The sequence below is a fragment of the Streptomyces sp. NPDC058469 genome (assembly GCF_042721125.1).
GTDB lineage: Bacteria > Actinomycetota > Actinomycetes > Streptomycetales > Streptomycetaceae > Streptomyces.
Genome location: NZ_JBHXME010000071.1, coordinates 26870 through 50244, shown reverse-complemented (window position 1 = coordinate 50244; position 23375 = coordinate 26870). Strand labels below are relative to the sequence as shown.

Annotated in this window: 20 protein-coding genes and 1 tRNA gene; 5 read left to right on the top strand and 16 right to left on the bottom strand. The window is 69.2% G+C overall.

Features of this window, described 5'->3' with window-relative positions:
• Positions 1 to 14: 14 nt before the first annotated feature.
• The 3 genes from ACFWP5_RS27670 to ACFWP5_RS27660 form a co-directional block, all read right to left on the bottom strand.
• On the bottom strand, positions 15 to 1484 hold the full coding sequence (locus ACFWP5_RS27670; RefSeq protein ID WP_384162026.1) for an MFS transporter: 1470 nt from the start codon (positions 1482 to 1484) through the stop codon (positions 15 to 17).
• A 105-nt stretch (positions 1485 to 1589) separates the two neighbouring features.
• On the bottom strand, positions 1590 to 2813 hold the full coding sequence (locus tag ACFWP5_RS27665) for a sensor histidine kinase (RefSeq protein ID WP_384162023.1): 1224 nt from the start codon (positions 2811 to 2813) through the stop codon (positions 1590 to 1592).
• A 78-nt stretch (positions 2814 to 2891) separates the two neighbouring features.
• On the bottom strand, positions 2892 to 3929 hold the full coding sequence (locus tag ACFWP5_RS27660; protein ID WP_384162020.1) for a zinc-binding dehydrogenase: 1038 nt from the start codon (positions 3927 to 3929) through the stop codon (positions 2892 to 2894).
• Positions 3930 to 4181: 252 nt separating this feature from the next.
• On the opposite strand from ACFWP5_RS27660, the gene ACFWP5_RS27655 reads away from it, so the two are divergent.
• Positions 4182 to 4685 carry a MarR family winged helix-turn-helix transcriptional regulator gene (locus ACFWP5_RS27655; RefSeq protein ID WP_384162018.1) on the top strand — a complete coding sequence of 168 codons (504 nt, stop codon included), beginning with the start codon at positions 4182 to 4184 and terminating at the stop codon, positions 4683 to 4685.
• Between the two features lie 59 nt (positions 4686 to 4744).
• On the opposite strand, the gene ACFWP5_RS27650 is transcribed toward ACFWP5_RS27655, so the two are convergent.
• Both ACFWP5_RS27650 and ACFWP5_RS27645 read right to left on the bottom strand, forming a co-directional pair.
• On the bottom strand, positions 4745 to 5557 hold the full coding sequence (locus ACFWP5_RS27650; RefSeq protein WP_384162015.1) for an SAM-dependent methyltransferase: 813 nt from the start codon (positions 5555 to 5557) through the stop codon (positions 4745 to 4747).
• Between the two features lie 90 nt (positions 5558 to 5647).
• The gene (locus ACFWP5_RS27645) at positions 5648 to 6472 is read right to left on the bottom strand and encodes an alpha/beta hydrolase (RefSeq protein WP_384162013.1); all 825 of its coding nucleotides are present in this window, start codon (positions 6470 to 6472) and stop codon (positions 5648 to 5650) included.
• 199 nt (positions 6473 to 6671) lie between these two features.
• On the opposite strand from ACFWP5_RS27645, the gene ACFWP5_RS27640 reads away from it, so the two are divergent.
• Both ACFWP5_RS27640 and ACFWP5_RS27635 read left to right on the top strand, forming a co-directional pair.
• Positions 6672 to 7463 carry a sulfite exporter TauE/SafE family protein gene (locus tag ACFWP5_RS27640; RefSeq protein WP_384162010.1) on the top strand — a complete coding sequence of 264 codons (792 nt, stop codon included), beginning with the start codon at positions 6672 to 6674 and terminating at the stop codon, positions 7461 to 7463.
• Between the two features lie 32 nt (positions 7464 to 7495).
• Positions 7496 to 8245, top strand: a complete 750-nt coding sequence (locus ACFWP5_RS27635) for a cobalt-precorrin-6A reductase (protein ID WP_384162008.1) — start codon at positions 7496 to 7498, stop codon at positions 8243 to 8245.
• On the opposite strand, the gene ACFWP5_RS27630 is transcribed toward ACFWP5_RS27635, so the two are convergent.
• The 4 genes from ACFWP5_RS27630 to ACFWP5_RS27615 form a co-directional block, all read right to left on the bottom strand.
• Positions 8229 to 8699 carry a hypothetical protein gene (locus tag ACFWP5_RS27630; protein ID WP_384162005.1) on the bottom strand — a complete coding sequence of 157 codons (471 nt, stop codon included), beginning with the start codon at positions 8697 to 8699 and terminating at the stop codon, positions 8229 to 8231. The two genes, ACFWP5_RS27635 and ACFWP5_RS27630, sit on opposite strands and share 17 nt — an antisense overlap.
• Positions 8700 to 8742: 43 nt before the next feature.
• Complete coding sequence (locus ACFWP5_RS27625) at positions 8743 to 10818, bottom strand: MDR family MFS transporter (RefSeq protein ID WP_384162002.1); 2076 nt, start codon at positions 10816 to 10818, stop codon at positions 8743 to 8745.
• A gap of 84 nt (positions 10819 to 10902) precedes the next feature.
• Positions 10903 to 11676: a precorrin-6A synthase (deacetylating) gene (cobF, locus tag ACFWP5_RS27620; protein ID WP_384161999.1), complete on the bottom strand. Its 774-nt coding sequence runs from the start codon at positions 11674 to 11676 to the stop codon at positions 10903 to 10905.
• Between the two features lie 99 nt (positions 11677 to 11775).
• Positions 11776 to 12297, bottom strand: coding sequence for a DUF309 domain-containing protein (locus ACFWP5_RS27615; protein ID WP_384161996.1), 522 nt, complete (start codon positions 12295 to 12297; stop codon positions 11776 to 11778).
• A gap of 99 nt (positions 12298 to 12396) precedes the next feature.
• Here ACFWP5_RS27615 and ACFWP5_RS27610 point away from each other — a divergent pair.
• Positions 12397 to 12470: transfer RNA gene (locus ACFWP5_RS27610), tRNA-Pro, on the top strand.
• A 151-nt stretch (positions 12471 to 12621) separates the two neighbouring features.
• Here ACFWP5_RS27610 and ACFWP5_RS27605 read toward each other — a convergent pair.
• The 7 genes from ACFWP5_RS27605 to ACFWP5_RS27575 form a co-directional block, all read right to left on the bottom strand.
• Positions 12622 to 13323, bottom strand: coding sequence for an ROK family protein (locus tag ACFWP5_RS27605; RefSeq protein WP_384161993.1), 702 nt, complete (start codon positions 13321 to 13323; stop codon positions 12622 to 12624).
• 45 nt (positions 13324 to 13368) lie between these two features.
• Complete coding sequence (locus tag ACFWP5_RS27600; protein ID WP_384161989.1) at positions 13369 to 14283, bottom strand: carbohydrate ABC transporter permease; 915 nt, start codon at positions 14281 to 14283, stop codon at positions 13369 to 13371.
• Positions 14280 to 15212, bottom strand: coding sequence for a carbohydrate ABC transporter permease (locus ACFWP5_RS27595; protein WP_384161986.1), 933 nt, complete (start codon positions 15210 to 15212; stop codon positions 14280 to 14282). The genes ACFWP5_RS27600 and ACFWP5_RS27595 overlap by 4 nt, the downstream gene beginning before the upstream one ends.
• Entirely contained in the window at positions 15209 to 16594 is a 1386-nt protein-coding gene (locus tag ACFWP5_RS27590; protein ID WP_384161983.1) for an ABC transporter substrate-binding protein, read from the bottom strand. The genes ACFWP5_RS27595 and ACFWP5_RS27590 overlap by 4 nt, the downstream gene beginning before the upstream one ends.
• Before the next feature lie 53 nt (positions 16595 to 16647).
• Positions 16648 to 17745, bottom strand: a complete 1098-nt coding sequence (locus tag ACFWP5_RS27585; RefSeq protein ID WP_384161979.1) for an enolase C-terminal domain-like protein — start codon at positions 17743 to 17745, stop codon at positions 16648 to 16650.
• Between the two features lie 67 nt (positions 17746 to 17812).
• Positions 17813 to 21019: a discoidin domain-containing protein gene (locus ACFWP5_RS27580; protein WP_384162032.1), complete on the bottom strand. Its 3207-nt coding sequence runs from the start codon at positions 21017 to 21019 to the stop codon at positions 17813 to 17815.
• Positions 21020 to 21212: 193 nt separating this feature from the next.
• The gene (locus ACFWP5_RS27575; RefSeq protein WP_384161976.1) at positions 21213 to 22073 is read right to left on the bottom strand and encodes a FadR/GntR family transcriptional regulator; all 861 of its coding nucleotides are present in this window, start codon (positions 22071 to 22073) and stop codon (positions 21213 to 21215) included.
• Between the two features lie 248 nt (positions 22074 to 22321).
• Here ACFWP5_RS27575 and ACFWP5_RS27570 point away from each other — a divergent pair, with 248 nt between their 5' ends.
• Positions 22322 to 23308 carry an aldo/keto reductase gene (locus tag ACFWP5_RS27570; RefSeq protein WP_384161972.1) on the top strand — a complete coding sequence of 329 codons (987 nt, stop codon included), beginning with the start codon at positions 22322 to 22324 and terminating at the stop codon, positions 23306 to 23308.
• The last annotated feature ends 67 nt before the right edge of the window (positions 23309 to 23375 follow it).

The following is a 23375-nucleotide window of genomic DNA, read 5'->3' as shown; positions in this document are numbered from 1 at the left end:
ATGGCCAGGATGCCTTACGCTTTGGCCTCGGCGACCTCGGGAGCCGGGGTCGGCTCCGCGTCGACGGCCGTACGGCGCTTGGGGATCAGGCTCGCGAGGAAGAAGGCCAGCAGCGCCGCTCCGGCACCGATCGCCATGACCACCTTGAAGCCGTTCTCCGACGGAAGGGCGTAGCCGCCGAAGTCGGTGGTCATCTGGGCGAGGATCACACCGGCGATGGCGCTGGCGAAGGAGGTGCCCAGGGACCGCATCAGGGTGTTGAGGCTGTTCGCCGCGCCGGTCTGGGACGGGTCGACCGCGCCCATGATCAGGGCGGGCAGGGCGCCGTAGGTGAAGCCGACGCCGGCGCCGATGATGCAGGACACCAGGACGAGGTGCCAGACCTCGGACATCAGCAGGATGTTCAGGGCGTAGCCGGAGGCCACGATCAGCGCGCCGATCATCAGGGTGACCTTCGGGCCCTTGGCCTTGGTGACGCGGGCGGACACGGCCGACATGGCCATCATGACCAGGCCCTGCGGGGCGAGTACCAGGCCGACCGCCAGCATCGACTTGCCCAGGCCGTAGCCGGTCTGCGTGGGCAGTTGCAGCAGCTGGGGGAGGACCAGGGACATCGCGAACATCGAGAAGCCGAGGGCGATCGAGGCCAGGTTGGTGAACAGTACCTGGGGCTTGGCGGTCGTGCGCAGGTCGACCAGCGGCTGCGGGCTGCGCAGCTCGTACCAGCCCCAGCCGAGCAGGATCGCCACGGCGGCGACGCCGAGGATCAGGGTCGTCGCGCTGGTCCAGCCCCAGTCGGAACCCTTGGAGATCGCGAGCAGCAGGGAGATCAGTCCGGCGGAGAGTCCGAGCGAGCCGACGAGGTCGAAGCGGCCGCCGGTGCGGACCTTGGACTCGGGCAGGACCAGCAGGACCAGCAGGAAGGACAGGGCGCCGAGGACGGCGGAGACCCAGAAGAGGATGTGCCAGTCGTAGCGGTCGGCGATGAAGGCGGCCGAGGGCAGACCCAGGGCGCCGCCGACACCGAGCGAGGCGCTCATCAGGGCGGTGGAGCCGGCCAGCCGGTCGCTCGGCAGGACGTCACGCATGATGCTGATGCCGAGCGGGACGACCGCGGCGGCCAGACCCTGCAGCGCACGGCCGATGACCATCGGGATCAGCGAGTCGGCCATGGCGCAGACGATGGAGCCGGTGACCAGCAGGACGATGCTGGCCAGGAGCATGCGGCGCTTGCCGAACATGTCGCCGAGACGGCCCACGACCGGGGTGGCCACAGCGGCGGCCAGCAGGGTGGCGGTGACCGCCCACGCCGTGTTCGACGCGGAGGCGTTCAGGTACTTCGGCAGCTCCGGAATGATCGGGATGACCAGGGTCTGCATGAGCGAGACGACGATTCCGGCGAAGGCCAGCACCGCGACGACGGCGTTCGACCTCGGCGGAGCGGAGGAACCCGCTTCGGCGGGTCGGGCAAGGGCGTCGGACATGGCAGTGCCTCCATCGGGAACGAGCTGAGACGAGCAGGGACCAGTAGGGACAAGCAAAGGGAGCCGACTTGCTTGACTCACTCAACCATAATGAGATTGATTGAGTTAAGCAAGTGCATTCTGGGTGTGGGTCTGTGTATGGCTCTGGCTGCGGGACAGAAGCGGCAGCTCGGTGACCACCTCGAAGCCGCCCTGGGGCCGGTGACCGGCCGAGAGCCGGCCACCGGCTGAGAGGGCACGCTCACGCATGCCGATGACGCCGTACCCGCCGCCGGACGCGAGGGAGGAGGGCGCCGTCGTACCGCCGTGATCGGTGACGGTGATGCTCAGCCGGTCGCGCGCGTACCTGAGCCGCACCTCGGCCGAGCCGGTGCCCGCGTGCTTGGTCACGTTGGTGAGCGCTTCCTGCACGATGCGGTACGCCGTGAGATCCGCACCGGCGGACAGCGGCTGCGGCTTCCCCTCGGTGCTGACCGTGACGGACAGCCCGGCGGGCTCGAACGAGGCCGCCAGATCGGCGAGTTGGGCCAGTCCGGGAGCGGTTCGCGGGGGAGTCTCCGACTCGTCCGCGTGACGCAACAGGCCCACCGTGGCCTTGAGTTCGCGAACGGCCGACAAGGTGGTGCCGGCGAGTTCGGCGGCGATCCGCTCGGCCTCCTCGGGCCGGCTGCGCATCAGCCGTACGACCGTGCCGGCTTGGAGGTTGGCCAGTACGAGGTGATGGGCGACGACGTCGTGCAGATCGCGGGCGATCCGCATGCGTTCCTCGGTGACACGGTGTCGCGCCTCCTGCTCCCGGGTCTGTTCCGCGTGCTCGGCACGGGCCTGCACGGCTTCCAGGTAGGCCGCGCGGAGACGGGCCGTTGTGCCGAGCGAGGTCGGCGGCAACAGCCAGAAGACCGGGCCGAGCAGCTTCAGGACCAGCGGTTCGCTGTGGGGTCCCACGACCAGCCCGGTGCTCACCAGCAGGGCGATGCCGGAGAGGGTGAAGAGGTTCGCGGTGGTCCGGTCGGAGCGCAGGGCCAGTGTGTAGAGCGCCACCATCAGCGGTCCGATCACCAGGACCGTGAGGATGTAGCCGAGCGCGGCCACGGCCATGGCGCAGCAGAGGGTGACCACCACCGTGGTGCGCGGCAGGGTGCGCCGCCACAGCAGGGCGAGGGAGGAGACACCCACGACCAACACGCCGGGCCACCAAGGGACTTCGAGCTCGCGGCCCGGGAGCGTCATCACGCTGCCCGGGAAGGAGCAGGCGACGAGCGCGGCGGCGACGACCAGGTCGACGGTACGGGGATGGCAGCGCAGCAGCCGCTGCGAACTGTGGATCATGGTGTGGGGGTTCCTGTCCGAAGCAGCCGGCCGCCCACCGGCTCCCACCGCCGAGGGCGGGAACCGGCGTGCCTGCCGCTACTCGTCGAAGGTGACGACGATCTTCTCCGCCGCGCCCGGCGTCAGCGCGAGCTCGAAGGCGTTCTCGACCTCGGCGAAGGGCACACGGTGGCTGATCAGCTTGGCGAACCGCTCGTGGTGCTCGACGATCTCCCGCGTGACCTCGAAGATCTCGGTGGGGTAGCCCTGCGAGGCGATCAACGTCAGCTCGCTGCGCAGCATCCCGCCGAGGTCGATGTCGGCGCCCTTCTTCTGTACGGCGACCATGACCAGCTTGGCGCCCCACTTCGCGGAGTCGATCGTGGTGTTGACGACCGCGGCAGCACCGGCGGCGTCGATGTAGATGTCCGTACCGGGGCGGGGCTGGCCGAGCGCGTTGACGGCCTGCCCATGCGACTCGGTCAGCCGGGCGGTGACGTCCTCCTCCGCGGAGTTGATCACGGCGTCCGCGCCGACGGCGAGCGCCGTCTCCAGGCGGGAGGCGATGACGTCCGCGACGACGACGTGCTCGACCCCGCGCAGCTTCAGCCAGATCGCCGCGCCCAGACCGATCGGCCCGGCACCGAAGATGACGACCTTGTCGCCGGGCTCGGCCTCGGAGCGGTTGACGGCGTGCCGGGCCACCGCCATCGGCTCGTTGAGCGAGGCGACGTCGAAGGGCACGGTGTCCGGGAACACGGTGACGCTCTTGCCGATCTCGCAGTCCTCCAGCAGGAGGTAGTCGCTCATGGCGCCGTGCTTGCCACCGCAGCCGATGATCCCGGAGGGCGAGCCCTGCGGGTTGACGACCACCCGGTCACCGGCCTTCAGGCCGTCGACCTCCGCGCCGACCTCGATGATCTCGCCGGCCGGTTCGTGGCCGAGGGGGACCGGGACCATGGCGCCGCCCGCTCCGAAGGGGCCGCCGCCGATGTGCAGGAAGAAGGTGTCGGTGCCGCAGATCCCGCAGGCGCGGATCTTCATGAGGGCGTCCTTCGGACCGGGTACCGGACGCTCCACGTCCACCACGTCGATCTTGTCGACGGCACCGGTCTGCACGGACTTCATCGTGGCCATGAGAGGACTCGCTTTCCATGTGCGTGAGGGGTGTCACCGGCCCCGGCGGCGGACGGGGGGAGTGCTCCGGCCGCCGGGACCGGTGACTGCGCCGTACTCCGTCCCCACGGCGTACGGCGCGGCGGGGACACCTCCGCTCAGGCGGCCCCGGCTCTTGGCTTGCTTGAGTTAGGCAACCATAAATGGGTTACTTGAGTCAAGCAATCGTTTCGACCTTGCTTAACTCAGGCAAGTAGCTGTTACGGTGGGCAGATGTCCACACCGCCGCCCGTAACAGCGCCCGTTCCGGAGGACGTAGCCGAGATCGAGCGGGTCCTCACCCGTATCGCCTACCTGGCGGGGCGGACCCGGCAGCACGAGCGTCTGATGGCGCTGGCCGGGCTGCCGCTGGACCGGGCCGCCGTGGCGATCCTCCGGTACATCGCCGAGAGCGAGCCGATGCGCCCGGGCGTACTGGCGGTCCGGATGTCCGTGGAGGCCTCTCATGTCACGCGCCAGCTACGGCAGTTGGAACAACTCGGCCATGTGATCCGGATCCCGGACCCCGACGACGGCCGCGCCCAGCGCGTCCAGCTCACCGACAGCGGCCTGGCCGCCGTCAACCGCATCCGGGACGCGAGCCGCCGCGGCATGGAGATGGCACTGGCCCACTGGTCCTCCGAGGACCTGCGCCGGCTCGCCGGGCTCTTCCACCGGCTGGTCGACGACTTCGTCAGCCATGCCGAGGCGGCCGTGTACGTCGAGACGTCCGCCTGACGGTTCGGGAACCCGGCCGCACCCAGGAACCCGCACGCACCGCCGTCGGCCCGGACGTCTCAGACCTTGAAGCCGACGCCGCCGTACAGTGAGACCGGCCCCTCGCCGAGCGGGGTCTCGCCCTCCGCGAGTTCGGGATGCCAGTCGGAAACGGACACGATGCCGGGGTCCATCGGCTCAAGTCCCTTGAAGATGCTGCTCACTTCGGCGTGCGAGCGGGCCACCAGCGTCACCCCGCCCGCCGCGTAGGTGGCGATGCCCCGCTCGACCTTCTCCGGTTCGAGGTCGGCCGTCATCGCGGACACTACGAGGCAACTGCCCGGCGCCAGCGCGTCGATGAGGGTGTTCACCAGCTCGTGGGCGCCGTCCTCGTCCGGGACGAAGTGCAGCAGGGCGATGAGGGACAGGGCGATCGGGCGGTCGAAGTCGAGGACGCGGGCCGCCTGTTGGAGGATGGTGAGCGGTTCGCGGGCGTCGGCCTGGACGTACTCCGTCGCACCCTCGGGCGTGCCGTGCAGCAGCGCCGCGGCGTGGGCGAGGACGATCGGGTCGTTGTCGACGTACACGACCCGCGCGTCCGGCGCGGTGGACTGGGCGATCTGATGGAGGTTGGGCGCGGTCGGTATGCCGGTGCCGACGTCCAGGAACTGCCGGATGCCCGACTGCCGGACGAGCATCCGCGTCGCCCGCTGCATGAACCAGCGGTTGGCACGCGCGGTCCGCGGGGCGCCCGGGTCAAGTGCCGTGATCTGCCTGCCGAGTTGCTCGTCGACCGGGTAGTTGTCCTTGCCGCCGAGGAACCAGTCGTACACCCGCGCCGGATGCGGCTTCGAGGTGTCGATCCGCTGGACGGCCGGCTCTGTCCCGGTCACGGGATGCTCCTCTGCTCGACTGCGCACTACGACGAATCTGATGGGCTGTGTACGACGACCCCAAAGGGCTGTGCGAGAAGTTTGGCACGGTCATGTCGACCGGGTGGTGCCGTTCAACACCCCGTCCAGGAAACGGATCAGGTCCGCGAAGACCTCCGCCCGGTTCGTCTCGTGGAACACCTCGTGCCGGGCTCCCGGATACACGCGCTCGGTCAACTGGCCGCCGTTCAACCGCTCCACGCCGACACGGCTGCCGGAGAGCGGGACGAGCCGGTCGTCGCCGCCGTGGAGCCAGAGCAGGGGGAGTCCGCAGATGTTCCCCAACTCGGCCACGGTCGCCAGGGTTTGGGCGAAGGCCTCCAGCGTCGGCCGCTTCATCGGACCGTGCCAGACCAGCGGATCCGCCGCGTACGCCGCACCGACGCCGGGGTCGCGGGACAGTGCGGCCGGACTGACCGGGATGTCGGGGATCTCGTCGAGGGCGAGCAGCCGGCCCGGCAGTTCCCAGCCGCCGATCACCGGCCCGGACAGCACGAGCGCGGCCAACTCGTCGCCGTGGCGCTGTGCGAAGCGGGACGCGATCAGGCCGCCCATGGAGTGGCCGATCAGGACGAGGGGGACGCCCGGGTGCGTGGCGCGTGCCAGGTCGGCGACGGCGTGGAGGTCCGCGACCACGTCCTCGAAGTCCTCGATCAGCACCCGCTCGCCGCCTGACATGCCGTGGCCCTGGTGGTCGGGACCGAAGACGGCCGCGCCGTGCGTCTGCAGTACGGCGGCCAACTCGGCGTACCGGCCGACGTGTTCGCCGTATCCGTGCGCGACGAGGGCGACGTAGCGCGGGTGCTCGTGCGGCCACTCGTGTGCGGTGATCGTGCCGTGGGTGCCCGTGAGGAGGTGCTCGCGGGTGTCGGCCATGTGTCCTCCGGCGGTGTCGGGAAGGTCGTGGTCCCGGGGGATCCTCCCAGGTGGCCGCGCGGATCGTCACCAGCCTGCCGCACCGGATGCGGCACACCGGGGCGGGGCGAGGGCTGTCGACAGCTCAGGGGCGTGCAGGGGCCACCTGGCGAGACACTCCTTACGCGGCCAGATGTATGGACATACCATCGGTCCTCGCATGAACACGATGACTCTCTGGCACATATCCGGCTGGGAATTCGCCGCGCTCGCCGCCGCGGCCCTGCTCGTCGGCTTCTCCAAGACCGCCGTGAGCGGGGCCAACACGGTCAGCCTGGCGATCTTCGCGGCCGTCCTGCCCGCCCGCGCCTCCACCGGCGTCCTGCTCCCGATCCTGATCGTCGGCGACGTCCTCGCCGTCCTCACCTACCGGCGGCACGCCCACTGGCCCACGCTGTGGCGACTGTTCCCGGCGGTCGCGGCGGGAGTCGTGATCGGGACGTTGTTCCTGGTGTGGGCGGACGACGCGGTCGTACGGACGTCGATCGGGGCGATCCTGCTGTTCATGGCCGGGGTCACCCTGTGGCGCCGGCGCAAGGCGGCCGCCGAGACGGGTGCCGGGGCCGACGACGAGCCGGACTCCGTCACCACCAGGTCCGGCCGGACGAAGGCCCGCTCCTACGGCGTGCTCGGCGGTTTCACCACGATGGTCGCCAACGCCGGTGGCCCGGTGATGTCGATGTACCTGCTCTCCGCGGGCTTCCGGAAGCTGGGCTTTCTCGGCACGTCGGCGTTCTTCTTCCTGATCGTCAACGTGACCAAGGTGCCCTTCAGTGTGGGCCTCGGCCTGATCGACGGGCACTCCCTCCTCCTTGACGCGGCGCTCGCGGCGTTCGTCGTGCCCGGTGCGTTCATTGGCAAATGGGCTGTGAACCGAATCAACCAGCGATTGTTCGAGCAACTCGTGATCGCGGCGACGATCATCGGCGGCCTCCAACTGCTCCTCCGCTGACCCTTCGACCCGTGACCTCGTACGCTCGCCGCATGTCCCCGCACATCCTGATCCTCGGCGGCACCACCGAGGCACGTGAGCTGGCCGCCGAGCTGACGTCCCTTCCCGAAGTGACGGTGACCACGTCTCTCGCCGGACGGGTGTCACGGCCGGGGGCGCTGGCCGGGGACGTACGGATCGGCGGGTTCGGCGGAGCCGAGGGGCTGGCCGCATGGCTGCGGGAGCACCACGTGGACGCCGTCGTCGACGCCACCCATCCCTTCGCCGAGTCGATCACCGCGAACGCGGCGCGGGCCGCCGCGGCGACCGGGCTGCCCGTCGTAGTGCTGCGCAGGCCCGGCTGGCGGCCAGGTCCCGGAGACCGCTGGCACCCGGTCTCTTCGCTGGAGGAGGCCGCGGACGTACTCCCCGGACTCGGGCGGCGCATCCTGCTCACCACCGGCCGCCTCGGTCTCGCCGCCTTCGCCCACCTCGCCCAACTGCACTTCGTCGTACGGTCGGTGGAGCCGCCCGAGCCCCCCATGCCGCGGGACGCCGAAGTGCTGCTGGCCCCCGGGCCCTTCACCGTCGCAGACGAGGCGGCGCTGCTGCGTGAGCACCGGATCGACGTGGTCGTGACGAAGGACAGCGGGGGAGCGGCGACGGTGGCGAAACTCACGGCCGCGCGGGAGGCGGGGGTTCCGGTCGTGGTCGTACGACGACCACGGTTGCCGGACGGGGTGAGCGCGGTGACTGGTGTCGTCGGGGTGCTGGAGCGGTTGGGGCTCAGCCCGGGGCGATGACCGAGGCCCGGAGACGGTCCACCGTGCGCAGTATCTCGTCCCGGTTCTTGGCGCTCTTGCCCCAGGCCGGGAGGCGGGCGACCAGCGTCATCTTCCGGCCGTGGTCGTCCCAGGGCGCCCGTTCGCGCAGATCGGCGGCGACGAACCGCCTGATCAGGTCGAGGTGCCGGAGGTTGTACGCCCACAGTTGCCCGTGCCTGGTCTCGGTCTGCAGCCACAGAGGTGGCCGGTAGCACCGGGAGGGGCCCGTGCTGATCCGGCACAGGCCGCAGGACCGGCAGATCACGCGGGTCTGCGGGTACCTCCTGCCGTCGGCGTCGGCGTCGGCGGCGCTGCAGGGCCGCCGCTCGAAGTGTGCGATTCGCTCGCAGCGTGGGCAGCGGACCAGCACCGACGCCGAGAATTGGGAGAGGGTATCTCCGGGGTCGTAGAAGCGCACGGGCGTCGGGGACATGCCCCGAGTATGACCACAGCTCCTCGCACCGGGCACCCGGTTTTCACGGCGCCGAACTCGTCTCCAACTCTGCCGCGCGCTGCGGCAGTCCGGAGGTCAGGTCCTCCACCAGGAGGCGCTTGGCGATGGAGTCGACCGCGGCGCGCAGGTCCGCGCCCGAGGGGCGGCCGATGTCCTGCTGCACCCTCTCCTCCAGCCAGGTGCCCCACGCCTTGCCGATGACCTCGGCCTCGCGTTCGCCCGCCGCCGTGTGGGAGAGGAGGTAGCCGTCGCGGGTCAGATAGCCCTCCTGGACCATGCGGTCGAAGACCGGGAGGAGAACCTCCGGAGGCATGTGGCGGCGCGCGGCGATCAGGCCGAGGCTCGCGTGGCCGACCATCCTGCCGAACAGTTCGACCTGCATCACGGCCCAGGCGCCGGCGACGTCCAGCCGGGTGTCGGAGGACGTGATGATCCGCCGGGCGGTGTCCAGGTCCGTACTGCCGATGACCTTGCCGACGGCCGTTTCGAGGAGCCGTTGCGAGTCCGCGCCGCGCGGTGACGCGAAGCCCTCGCCCATGTCGGTGGAGCCCATCCGCGCGCTGTCGCGCAGCTCGACCTGCTTGAGGAACAGGGCGACGACGAAGCCGATCACCGCGACCGGGACCGTCCAACGGAACACCGTCTGGATGGTGTCGGCGTAGGCGTTGATGATCGGCGCCGCGGCGGCGGCCGGGAGCTTGTGCAGGCCCTCGGGGCTGGTCGCCGCCTTCGTGATGACGGCCGGGTTCAGCACGCTCGTCCTCGCGGCCGAGGCGATCCCGTCCTTGAGGTTCGGCCCCAGGCTGTTGGCGTAGATCGTGCCGAAGACGGCGGTACCGAACGAACTGCCCAGCGTACGGAAGAAGGTGACGCCGGAGGTCGCGGTGCCGAGGTCGGTGTACTCGACGGTGTTCTGCACGGCGATCGTCAGCACCTGCATGCACAGCCCGATGCCGGAGCCGAGCACGAACATGTACAGGGACTCCAGCCACGCGCCGGTGCCCGGGCCCATGAGGGACATCAGATAGAGCCCGACGCCCATCACCGCGGAGCCGATGATCGGGAAGATGCGGTACTGACCGGTCTTGCTGACCACGTTGCCGCTGAAGACGGACGCGATCAGCAGCCCGATCACCATGGGTAGCGTCCGCACGCCGGAGATCGTGGCCGAGTCGCCGTCGACGTACTGCAGATAGGTCGGCAGATACGTCAGCGCGCCGAGCATCGCGAAGCCGACGATGAAGCTGAGGATCGAGCAGACCGCGAACACCGGGTTGGCGAACAGCCGCATGGGCAGCATGGGTTGCTCGGCCCGGGTCTCGATCCAGCAGAACAGGCCGAGCGCGACCGCGCCGCCCACGAACAGGCCGATGATGGTCGCCGAACCCCACGCGTACTCGTTGCCGCCCCAACTCGTCGCCAGGATCAGCGAGCTCGCGCCGACCGCGATGAGCGCGATGCCGAGGTAGTCGATGACGGGCCGCACCGCCGACTTGACCACGGGGATGGTGCGGGCCGCCGCGATGACGACGACGATCGCGATGGGCACGTTGACGTAGAACGCCCAGCGCCAGGTCAGATGGTCGGTGAACAGGCCGCCCAGGAGCGGTCCGATGACCGTGGCCACGCCGAACACCGCGCCGATCGCGCCCTGGTACTTGCCGCGTTCCCGCAGCGGGATGACGTCGGCGATCAGCGCCATCGCCGTCACCATCAGGCCGCCCGCGCCGATCCCCTGCACCGCCCGCCAGGCGATCAGCAGCGTCATGTTGGTGGAGAAACCGCACAGGAACGAGCCCGTGATGAACACGATCGCCGAGACCTGGAAGACCACCTTGCGGCCGAACAGATCACCGAACTTGCCGACCAGCACGGTCGCGACGGTCTCCGCCAGCAGATAGGCGGTGACCACCCACGACATGTGCGCGGCACCACCCAGGTCCGACACGATCGTCGGCAGGGCCGTACCCACGATCGTCTGGTCGAGGGCCGCCAGCAGCATGCCCAGCATGATCGTCACGAAGACGACGTTGCGGCGGCGGGGGTCCAGCACAGGCGGCTGCGCGGCGGGCAGCGCGGTTTCCTCGGCGACTGTCACGAGGTCACTTTCACACCGGTGGACCCCTCATGCATATGGGGCGGTCCACTCGGGTGCCCCAGCCCCCAGCCCAGTCCCTGCCCGCTACTCGCCCTTCGGGTGCCGACGCAGCAGATACGTGTCCATGATCCAGCCCTTGCGCTCACGCGCCTCCGCGCGCAGCCGCTCGATGCGCGGGGCGGCCTCGGCTATCGGACCGGAGGCGAGGATCTCGTCCGGGGTGCCCAGATAGGCGCCCCAGTAGATGTCGATGTCCTGGTCGGCGTATTGCCGGAACGCCTGGTGCGCGTCCAGCATCACGACCACGTCGTCCACCCCGTCCGGGAACCCCTCGGACAGCCGCCGGCCCGTGGTGATCTGCACCGGCCGGGCGACCCGGTTCAGTCCCGTGCGGTGCCGGGCGACAAGCGCCGAGACACTGCTGATGCCGGGCACGACGTCGTACTCGAACGCCACCGCGCCCCGCTCCAGGATCTCCTCCAGGATGCCGAGCGTGCTGTCGTACAGCGAAGGATCGCCCCACACCAGGAACGCGCCGCTCTCGTCCTCGCCCAACTCCTCGGTGATGAGCCGCTCATAGATCTCGGCCCGGGCACTGCGCCAGTCCCCGACCGCGGGCGAGTACGCGGCGCCCCCGGCCTTCCGGTCCCGCTCCGGGTCCTGTGCCTCGACCAGGCGGTACGTCCCCTCCGGTATGTGCGCGTCGAGCATGTCCCGGCGGAGTCGGGTGAGGTCCGACTTCACCTCGCCCTTGTCGAGGATGAAGAACACGTCCGTGCTCCGCAGCACCCTGACCGCCTGCAGGGTCAGCTGCTCGGGGTCGCCCGCGCCGATACCGATGACATGAATTTTTCGCACATCCCCGAGTCTGCCCCACGCCACTGACAGTCCGTACACCGCACGGTCACGCACCGGTGCGGAACGGCATGAACCGGGATGATTCAAAAACCCCGGCGGCTACGGCGCCCCGCGCAGCCGAGGCGCCCGCGCCCGCGCGTCGACCCTCCCGCCGCCCCGCTCCACGTCGTCCCCGAGCCCGCGCGCCCAGGCCGCGACCCCCGCGAGATCCATCCCGTACGGCCGCTCCCGCCCCGACTCGGACGCCCACTCCTCGACGCCCCCGGCGCCGCGCCGCAGCAGCCGGGCCCCGCCGGTGACGTTCCCCCGGGCCGCGTGCGTGAGCCCCACGGCGAGCTGGGCGAGCCCGCGCCACAGGGCACGATCCTCGTCCGGCCCCGACTTCCAGGCATCCTCGAAGACCTCGTGCGCGTGGAACGGTTTCCCCTCGTCGAGCAGCGCCTGCGCCTCGACGACGGTCACCTCCGGCGCGCGCACGACCCCCTCGGGCTGCCGCGCCACACCGTCCGCGTCGTAGGGCAGCGGTCGCCCGAGCCCGTCCCGCGGCCGGGCGTTGCGCGCCCGCCCCTCGCCGTCCCGGTCCCGCGCGTCGGCCGTACCGCCTGAGGTTGTGTCGCTCATACGACGATTGTCCCGCGCCCGGCACCGGCTTCGGCGCACCCCCGGGCGTGGGGTAAAGTGCTGTTCGCGCGATCACACGGTTCTCCGTGGGAAGCGCACCGGGACGTGGCGCAGCTTGGTAGCGCACTTGACTGGGGGTCAAGGGGTCGCAGGTTCAAATCCTGTCGTCCCGACGGTGTGAAGGGTCTTCGCAGGCGAGAGCTTGCGGGGGCCCTTTTCGTATGGGTCGTTTCCCGTCTTCGGGGTTGAGCACGCCGCTCATCGGCGTCCTGGTCTTCGGTACGGGTGAGGGCAGGCAGTTCGCCCGGTTGCGGGACGAGGCGATCATTCGCCTGCCGCGCGGGCCGCGCCCACCAGTGCGGCGTCCCCCGTGGAGCCGGCAGGTCTTGTCGCGCGAGCTCCGGGAGGCAGTGGATCCGCGTCGGCACGCGGGTCGTCCGGCGTCCAGCCCCCGGTCACGAGACCGGTGGACAGAGCGGAGGCGACGAGGTCCCAGGAGCGGGCCATGGAGCCTCCGACGACCGGGGCGGTCGCGCCGAAGTCCAACATGCGCGGGCCCAGCGCGAGGCCCAGCCCGGTGAAGACGTCGTCCAGCGCCCACTGGGCCCGCTCCTCCCCGGCTCGGGCGCGTCCGGCGATGTCGCTCACGTCGGCGGCGGGGTCGCCGTAACGGGCGAGGATCGCCCGGCGTGAGACGGTGTCCTCCAGCGGTCGGCCATCGATCTCGGTGAGGTCCATCCGCCCCTCGGGCGGTGTGCCGGGACCGTTGTCGCAGATGCGGCCGTCGGCGAGAAACGCCGAGCCGACACCTGTGCCGAGCGTGATGCCCACGGCGCGGCGGTGCCCGCGGACGGTGCCTGCGGACCACTCGCCGGTCAGAAAGGCGTGGGCGTCGTTGTCGACGGACAGGGGCCCCTCGATGGCCAACGCCGTTGGGGTGTCCGGGAGTTGGGAGGCCACTGCCTGCCATCCCGTGTGGAGGACGGCCTGCGGTGCGGGGTCGTAGCGCGGATTGAGCCGGTACACACGGTCTCCTTTGCGGACGTGCCGAGGAGGGTGGCGCGGCGCCGCTCATTCCTTGCTCGATCCGGCGAGCATCCCGGACACCAGCGTGCGCTGCGAGAAGACGAAGAGCACCAGCACGGGCAGGATGGCGACGATGATGGCCAGGGCGAGTTCGGGGATGGTGATGTTCAGGCCGGCGCCGGCGACGGGGTTGAAGGACGGCGTCGAGGTCAGCAGTTGGTTCAGGCCCACCTGGACGGGGAACTGCTCGCTGTTCGGCACGACGAGATAGGGCAGGAAGAAGTTGTTCCAGTTGCCCACGAAGCTGAAGAACGCGACCAGTCCGACCACCGGTTTGGCGAGCGGGAGCGCGATGCGTGAGAAGAGCTGCCACTCGGTGCAGCCGTCGATGCGCGCGGCGGACAGCAGGTCCCTGGGGAGGCTGCTCCCGAAGTAGATGTAGACCAGGTACACGCCGAACGGATAGAAGGAGAACGGGAGTATCAACGCCCAGATGGTGCCGATGAGATGGAAGCGGTTGAGTTCCAGGAAGATCGGCAGCACCAGGGTGGCCTGCGGCATGATCATGGTGACCAGGGTGATCATGAGGAGCGTCTTGCGTCCCCGGAACCTCGTCAGCGCCAGCGCGTAGCCGGCCGGAACGCTGACGGCCAGTGTCAGGACGAGCGAACCGCCCGAGTAGACGGCCGAGTTGAGTAGCCACCTCGTCATGGCGCCGTCCTGGAAGGCGAACAAGTGCCGCCAGGCCGTGCCTATTTGACGGAACGACCCGAAGGAGAGCGGGTTGTCCCGCACCACTTCGCCGGCGGTCTTCGAGGGTGCCAACAGCAGCCAGATCACCGGCAGTACGAAGAACACCAGCAGCAGGGCCAGGAGGAGTGCCACGACCAGGAAGGGGAGGGCCCTGGACGGACGGACACGCCGCTTCACGGCCGTCAGGAAGAGAGGGGTCTGTGTCATTTCTCATCCAACGTGAACAGGTTCGATCGAGCGACCAGGAGCCCGGCGGCGATGAGGCCCACGGCAAGGAGGACGACGGAGATGGCGGCGGCGCCGTTGAAGTCGCCCTGCTGGAAGGCGTAGACGTACGCGAGTTGGTTCGGCGACCAGGTGGGACTCACCCTGCCGAGGCTGGCCGTCTGGAGAAGCTGGGGCTCCACGAACAACTGGGTGCCCGTCGCGAAGGCCATGATCGCCATGTAGACGATCCACTGCCGGATCATCGGGATCTGGATGTGCCAGGCGGTGCGCCAGGGCCCCGCGCCGTCCATGCGGGCGGCTTCCAGCACCTCGTCGGGGATGTTGTTCAACGCCCCGTACATTACGACCATCCAGCCGCCTGCGCCGGTCCAGAAGGCGATCAGCATGAGGATCAGCGGCAGGTTGCCGGGCGCCAGGACGGCGGCGAACGTCTTGAACCCCAGGGCGGTGAGCAGCCGCGACACCGGGCTGACATCGGGGTCCAGCATGAACAGCCAGACCAGCACGCTCGCCACTCCGGCGAGGGCACCGGGGATGTAGTACAGGAAGCGGAAGAGCGCCGAGGTGCCCGGACGCACGCGGCTGCGCAGGACCACGGCGGTCAGCACGACCAGGACGACGAGCGTCACCAGCCACATGACCAGATAGATCAGCATGTGGGCGAAGGCCGGGGCGAAGCGGTAGTCCTGGACGACCTTCACGAACTGGTTGAGCCCGGTGAACTGGCCCCGGTCGTTGGTGAGAGACAGGTAGAACGCGTACCCGGTGGGGAAGACGCCGAACGCCAGCAGCAGCAGCGCGTAGCCGGCGACGAAGAAGTAGCCCGCAGGGCCGCGGCCCTTGCGCCGCGGCGTGGTGCGGCGGCGCAAAGGGGAGACGGCGACGCGCTCGGTGTCCAGCAAGGTCACTGATCGACCACCTTGTAGCCCTGGGTCCTGGCCTCGCCGGCTATCTCCTGCTGCCAGGCCGGCAGCGTCTCCGTCAGGCTCTTTCCGGCGGTCAGAGCCGGGAGTACGACGCTGGACCAGGCGGTGGAGTCCGAGAACCTGGTGTTCGACCAGCCGGTCCACACCTCGTTCGCGGCCTGTTCGAACGGCCCGCTCACATCACTGGCGAAGTAGTCCTTGTTGGCCGGGTTGGCCAGCCAGGCCTTCGCGGCCTGGGTGTAGGCCGGATAGGTGGGCGCGGTGGCCTGGTTCTCGTCGGAGGTGGTCAGCCAGGTGACCAGGTCCGAGGACGCCTTGAGGTTGGCGCTGTGCGAGGACACCATCCACACACCGCCGCCCACGTTGCCCGTGGCAGTCGTGCTCTCTCCCTTCCACGCCAGCGGGGGCGCTGCGGCTATCTGCTTGGCCGAAGTCTTGAAGCCCGCCTTGAAGAGGTACTGGCCGTACCAGGAAGGGCCGTAGGCCATCAGGACCTTGCTGCCGCTGTTCTTGGCGAATCCCTGGCTGAAGAAGCCCTGCGTGGCGACGGCCTTGGCGCTGATCAGGTTGTCCAGCAGGGTCGCCATCCGGGTGCACTTCGGGTCCTGCAGGTCCGTGCGCAGGGTGCCGGGCTTCACCAGGCTGAACGCGGGGCACTGGCCCGACCAGAAGTACGACTCGTGGGAGTTGGTGTCGCCGACCGAGCCGACGAGGTAACCAGGGTGTTCCTTGGCGACCTTCGTGCCGAGGGCCTCGTAGTCCTCCCAGGTGGTGGGGACTTGGTAACCCCACTTGTCCATGAGGGACTTGTTGTACCAGAGGACGACCTGCGCGATGTCGTTGCGCACGCAGTAGGTGTGGCCGTTGAACTGACAGGGCGTCAGCGAACCCTTGGCGAATCCGTCCAGGGTGCTCTGCGGTACGAGCTTCTCGTCCAGGGGCGCGGCGAACGGCTGCGCGCCGGGCTTGGTGGCCTCCGACGCCCAGGTCACGTCGGTCGGCGTGCCGAACACCACGTCGGGCCACCCGCTGCCGGTCCTGTCGAACAGCTGCACCTTTGACTGGAGGTAGGTCGAGCCGTCGGCTCCGCCGTCGTACGTGACGATCTTCATCTTCACGTCGGGGTGCGACTTCTGGTACGCCTGCACCGACGGCAGCCGGGTCGAGTCGGCCCACACCGTGATCTGTGAACCGTCCTTCTGCGTGCCCGGCTTGAACGTCGGTTGGGCGGAGGAGGACTGGGTGGTGGTGCCGGCGCCGGCGCAGCCTGCCATGGCGGCCGCGGTGGCCAGGGACAGCGTGACTGCCGCCGCGCGGAGCAGCGAGTGCCGCCGGCCGGATCTCGGAGATCGGGAAGACTCCATTGTCTTGCCTTGCCTTTCTGTTCTTGCGTGGGTCAGCTCTGTTCTTGTGCCGGTCAGCGCGGCTGCTCGACGAACGGCAGGAGTGCGCTGCCGTAGCCGAAATCGAGGGGAAGGGCTATGCCGGGCCCTGTGGGGGCGTGTACCAGGCCCTGGTCGTCCACATGGCGCTCTCGGACGACGTTCACCGAGGTCACCAGGGACTCGTAGTAGGTGGTGTTGGAGATGGCCATGCACAGGTGGTGGTTGGGAAGGTCCGAACCGTGCACCTCGGCCCGCAGGCGGTAGGCGTCGGCGAGATGCGCGGTGCGCATGGCGCCGGTGACACCGCCCCGGAGGGTGGTGCCGGTCCGGACACCGAAGGTGGCGGCACCGGCCCGGATGAAGTCCGCCGCGTTCATGTGCGCTCCGTCGGAGGTCTCGGCCACCAGAAGCGGTACGTCCACGGTCTCGGCGAGCCGCTGATAGGCCGAGATGCTGAACTCGCGGATCGGCTCCTCGTACCAGAGGTAGTCGGCCTCGGAGAGTGCCCGTCCCAGCCGGATCGCGTCGGGCAGGTCGAAGCCCGCCGAGCCGTCGTACATGAGAGGGACGCTCGCGCCGACGTGCTCGCGCAGGGCCAGGCACAGTTCCGCGTCACGGCGTGCGTCGCCCCAGGCGTGCAGTTTGATACCGCGGTACCCCAGGGCCAGGCACTGGTCCGCCACGTCGAGGAACTCCGCGATGCTGGAGAACGTCGAGGTGGAGGCGTAGGCGGGGATGGCATCTCGGAAGCCGCCGAGCAGGCGCCAGACCGGCTCGCCGTGGTAGCGGCCGGCCAGGTCCCACAAGGCGATGTCGATGAGGCCCAGGGCGGGGAGCGGGAGTTCGTGGATACGGTCCAGCTCCCACACCCGGTGCCACAACCACTCCCGCTGGAACGGGTCGGCTCCGACCAGTTCCGCGCGGAAGACCCGGTCCACCAGGTCCCGCAGGGTGGAGTAGGCGCCCGGACGGGCGAACACCGCCACGCCCTCGGCTCCCTCGTCCGTCCCGATGTGCAGGACCGCGCCGTCGCCCACCGGAGCGCTTCCGCTCAGCCCGTCGCGCCAGCGGAAGGGCGGACTGGCTGCCGGAACATCGATCCGGTGTACTTCGACATGGGTGATCTTCATCCTGGCTTTCGTCTTCTGTAGGGAGAAAGGTTTCGGCTCGGAAGCGGAGTACTCGGCAGCGGAGCGCTCAGAAGCCGCCGTACGCCTGGAGCCCGTAGACGCTGCCGCCGTTCCCGCTGGAACCGGTGACGGTCAGGCGCAGGAAGCGTGCGGTGACGGGGGTGTCGGCGAAGGCATAGTTGGTCCGCGCAGTGGTGTTCTCGGCTGTGTGGTCTTCGAACGTCGACCAGTTCTGGCCGTCGGTGGAGGACTCCAGGCGGTACTTGTAGCCGCTCGTCAACTCGAAGGTGGTGACCACGGCGGAGACGGCCGTGTCCCTCCCGAGGTCGACCTGGAGCCAGGACGGGTCGGGCAGTCCCAGGCCCTGCGCCCAGCGGGTCGACAGATCGCCGTCGACCGCCTTCGCCGGGGCGTAGCCCTCCGACTCGGAGGACGCGGTCGCCGTCCTGTTCAGCGCCAGGTCGTTGTCGGCCGGGGTGGTCACCCTCGCCGCCGGGCTGGGCGCGGAGGCGTTGAGTTCGGCGTCGCGTGCCACCACGGTGAAGGAGTACTCCGTGGCGGGGGTCAGGCCGGAGACCCGCAGGGTCGTGGCGCCGGTGACAGCTATCCGCTTGCCGTCCTGGTAGACGACGTAGCTGGTCACGCCGGTGTCATCGGTGGCCGCGGGCCAGCTGACGTCCACCAGACTGGGCAGCAGCTGCTTGAAAGTGGGCTGTCCGGGAGCGGTCGGGGCCGTGTGGCCCGTGACGGTTCTGGGGGTGCCGTAGACCTGGAAGTCGTAGATGCTGCCGCCGTTCCAGTTGGATCCTGTGACGGTCAGTCGTACGAAACGGCCCGCGACCGGAGCGTCCGTGTGGGCGTAGTCGGTCGCCGCCGTGGTGTTCGCGGCGGTGCGGTCCGCGAGTGTCTTCCAGTGGACCTCGTCGGGTGACACCTCGATGCGGTACTTGTACCCGCTCGCCTTCTCGAAGGTCGTGATCGCGCCGTTCACGTCGTACGACGCACCGAGATCGACCTGGATCCAGGACGGGTCGGGCAGGCCCAGGCCCTGGGCCCAGCGTGTGGAGAGGTCTCCGTCCACCGCCCTTTGGGGAGTGTTGTCCTCCGAGTACGAAGAGGCGGTGACCGGCTTCTTCAGTGCGAGGTCGGAGCCGGAAGGCATGGTGACCTTGAGCGCCTGGCTGGCCTCGGACTCGTTGCCGGCGGCGTCACGGGCGGTGATCCTGAAGGTGTACGTTTTCCCGGCGGTCAGGCCCGGAAGGCGCACCGAGGTCGTGCCGGTGGCGCTGATCAGCTTGCCGTCGCGGTAGACGGAGTAGCCCGTGACCGCGGTGTCGTCGGTGGACGCGGCCCAGGTGAGGTCGGCGATCGTGGGGAAATCGGCGACCGCGCTCGGAGTGCCGGGCCTGCTGGGCGCCTGGTGGTCGGGGACGGCGGGGTCCGGGTCGAGGTGGCGGTAACTCGGCTGCAGGCCCGCGTTGTTGACCACGGACGCCGGCAGTTGGGCGCAGGAACCCACGGTGGTGTTGCCGCTGATGGTGCTGCCCGTGCTGTTGGCCTGGGTGGAGTAGGCGGGCTGGGTGGTGAAGTTGCCTGTGGCGTCGATGTCCATGCCGTGGTTGAGGAACAGCCACTGGTAGGCGACGTCGCACAGGGCGTTGCCGGTGTTCGTCCAGTACCGGCTGCCTTCGTCGTGGTAGATCGCGCCGTAGGCGGGCGGTGGTGTGCCGTGGATGTAGTTGCCGGCCACCACGCCGCCGGGGTTGGAGCTCAACGTGTAGATGGCGCCGCCGTCGGCCTGCGACTTCATGATGTCGTAGATCTCGTTGTCCGTGACCTCGGTGTCGCGGCTGGTCGTGGGGGTGTCCCAGATCGGAACGCCCAGATTCCCGGGGTAGTTGGTGTCGCCGCCCTGGTCGGTGAGGCCCCAGCCCCAGCCGACGGAGATGCCGGTGTAGGGCAGGTCGTAGACCTTGTTGTGGGTGATCGTGGTGTGGTCGGTGTAGCCGGCCAGGATGCCGATGGAGCCGTTGTACTGGTCGGCGACCTTGGTGACCACGTTGTTGGCGACCTCGGTGTCCTTGGTGATGTCCCGGGGGTCGTCGGGGTGGGCGTCGATCACCTCGACCCCACCGATCTGGACGCCGGTGGCAGCTATCTGGCGGAAGACGTTGCCCGTGATGTCGGTGCCCTGGGTACCGGTGTTCAGATTGAGCCCGACCGCGCCGAGATGGGTGAAGGTGTTGCCCTCGAAGCCGATGCCGTGGCCGTAGCCGACGTTGACGGCACCCGGCGTCTTCTGCCACTTCAGGCGGGTCGCGTCGAAGTCGGGGTCGTTGCCGACCATCCGGAACCCGGCCTGGCCCTCGATGAGGCCCTCGGAGGAACTGGGCGCGAGCCAGGTGGAGTAGGAGAAGGTGATGCCCCGGAAGGACACGTCGCTGACCGGAGCGGCCCTGGTGCCGTTGAGGTCCACCAGGTCCTGCACCAGCGGCACGGTGACGTTCGCGGTGGAGAGGTCCTGGCCGGCCTTGGGCATGTAGTAGATCTCGCCCTCGCCCTTGTCGAGGTACCACTCACCGGGTGTGTCCAGCAGTTCGCGGGCGTTCTCCAGCCAGGTCGGGTTCTGGATCTCCTGGCCCTGCTGGAGATGGGCGTTGTGCCAGCAGGGCTGCTGCATCGTCATCTTGTTGTCGGCGATCGACTGCACGGGGCAGCGCATCAGCTTCCAGCCCCAGGAGCTGACGACCTCCAGGTCCGAGGGACGCTTGTAGGTGTTGAGGGCGGGGTCGGTGAAGGCATAGCCGGTCGACGTCTGGCTGAAGCCGGCGGGGTTCTTGCCGCTGCGCGCCCGGGTCTCCAACTCGCCGTCCACATAGAGCTGGCGGGTGTCCATGTCGCCCACCTCGGCCTTGTAGACCTGACCCGCTCCGTCGGCCGGAACCCAGCCGGTGACCCGCTCGCCGCCGCTGATCACCGGGTGTGCGCCGGGGGCGGCCTCGTAGACGATCCTGTGTCCGTCGCGGCCGGAGTCCCGGGCGGTCAGGGCGAACGTACGGCTGAGCCGGTAGGTACCGGACATGAGCCGGACATGGATGTCGCCCTTGGCCTTCTGCTTGACGTCGCGTACGTAGTCCCGCGCGTGGTCGAGGGTCTTGAAGGGGTGTGCGGCGGTGCCCGAGCCCACGTCCCGGCCGGTCGGGGAGACATAGACATTCAGGTCCGGCGGCGGGGGAGCCGCCTGGGCCGGCACGGCGTTCAGCAGGGCTGCCACAACGGCCACCGAGCAGACGGCCGTGAAACTTCTTCGCAGCGGCGCGAAGACGCCCCTGCGCGCAGACGGATGAGACACACGTATCCAATCGCCTGAGGGAGGTTGATACCTGGGAGTCCCGGTCGTCCACCGGGACTTCAGGGCGTCGGGCGGCCCGATCGCTGTGCTGCGGCACATGCGGGGTCGGCCGGTTTTACGAGGTTGGTGCCTCCGCGGACGGCGGCGGAGTCCCGGTGCTGTCGCTCCCCGAAGGTCCCGAAGGCTCCTCGGTGGCCGCGTGAGCGTCGGGACTGAACAGCCGGTCGCGAATCTTCCTCTCGAACTGGCTCTGTGTGGTGCCGATGTGTTCCACCATCAGCCGCTCGGCGAGATCGGCCGCCCCCGCGGCGACCGCCTCCGCTATGGCCACATGCTGATGTGCGGCGACTTCCAGCGATCCGGGCACGTCACCGTGGAAGAGCAGCACGTCGGACTGGGATGCCAGGCGCCGCACGCCGGCGACGCTCGCCCTCAGGAACACGTTGTGCGAGGCGGCACCCACCGCGTCGTGGAAGGCCGCGTCCGCCTTGGCGAAGGTGTCCACGTCGTTCATCGTGGCCGCCGTCAGGGAGCTCTCCGCGCTCTCCCGGATGGCCCGGACCTCGATCGGGGTGGCGAGGGAGGCGGCACGGCGTGCTGTCTCCGACTCGATCACCTTGCGGTAGTCCAGGAGCATGCGGACGTCTTCCATGCTGGTCGGCCGGAAGTGCGAGAGTTCGTCGTCCAGCAGCCCGCCGACCGAGGCCGCGACGAAGATGCCGGCGCCTCGCCGCACCGTGAGCCGGCCGATGGCGGCCAGGACCTTCACGGCCTCGCGGGTGACGTTGCGGGATGCTCCCAGGATCTGGGCCAGGCCCTGTTCGGTGGGGAGGCGGTCGCCGGGCCGAAGGTTCTGCTGGGCGATGTGGTCCAGCAGTTGTTCCGCGACCAGTTCGTACCCCGGGCGGTAGGGATGTGACGTCGCGTCACCTTCCTTGCCGGGAGCCGGTGTTGAGTCGCCTGTCGAGTCGCCCAAGGCGAGCCCCCTCTTGCGTCACGGATTAATCAGGTTCATTTTCGGTGGCCAATATGGCATTGCCGCTGCGAGTTGGGAAGAGGTCGGACGCATCTCGGGTGGAAGTGCGGCGAAAATCCTGACGAAACACAATGAACTACGCACTTCCGCATGGGTGTTGCGCAGAATGGATCCCATCCTTAGGGTCCTGCCTGCCAGATGAAGCAGATCCTTCTCTATGCGGCATGGGCCGCGGAAGTGGGAATCTCGTGAGGGCACGCCCACTCGGTCGTACGAGCGTCCAGGTCAGCACGCTGGGATTCGGTGCCGCCCCCATCGGCAATCTCCACAGCCCGATCGGCGACTGCCAGGCACAGGCCACCCTCGAGGCCGCCTGGGACGCGGGGGTGCGCTACTACGACACCGCCCCGCATTACGGCCTCGGACTGTCCGAACGGAGGCTCGGCGATGCCCTCGTCCACCGTCCACGGACGGAGTTCACCATCTCCACCAAGGTCGGCCGACTGCTGGAACCGCACCCGGCACCCACCGGATCCGACCTGACGGCAGGAGGCTTCGCCGTACCCGACACGCTGGTCCGCCGCCCCGACTACTCACGGGACGGTGTACTGCGAAGCCTGGAAGGCAGCCTGAATCGCCTGCGACTGGACCATGTGGACATCGTCTACGTCCATGATCCCGACGACTACCTGGACGCCGCCCTCGGCCATGCCCTGCCCACGTTGACCGCTCTGCGCGACCAAGGCGTCATCGGCGCCGTCGGTGTCGGCGCGAACACGGTCGCCCCACTGCTGCGCATCGTCGCGGAGGCGGAGGTCGACGCCGTCATGGTGGCCGGGCGGTGGACCCTTCTCGACCGTACCGCTCGCCCCTTGCTGGACGCGTGCGCCGAGCGTGGGGTCGCGGTGGTGGCCGCCGCACCGTTCAACTCGGGTCTGCTGAGCCGCACTTACCCCGCGAGTGACGCCACCTTCGACTACGGCCCCGCCTCGGAATCGGCACTGCGTCGTGCTCGGCTTCTTGCCGCGGTGTCCGCTCGACACGGCACATCACTCCCGCACGCCGCCCTGCGGTTTCCGCTGCGCGACCCCCGCGTGGCCTGTGTGGTCGCGGGTTTCCGTACCTCTGAGGAGGTCGTGTCCGCTGCTCGCTGGACCGCCACCGAACTGACCGAGGAAGCATGGCTGGACCTCGACACGGCAGCCGCACGGGCGGCGGAAGTCCCGCCCTCGTAGCAGCGGCTGAAACGGCATGACGTGGAGTCGGAGATCGGTGAAAGGTGGTGTGCGAGGCGACGAGGCT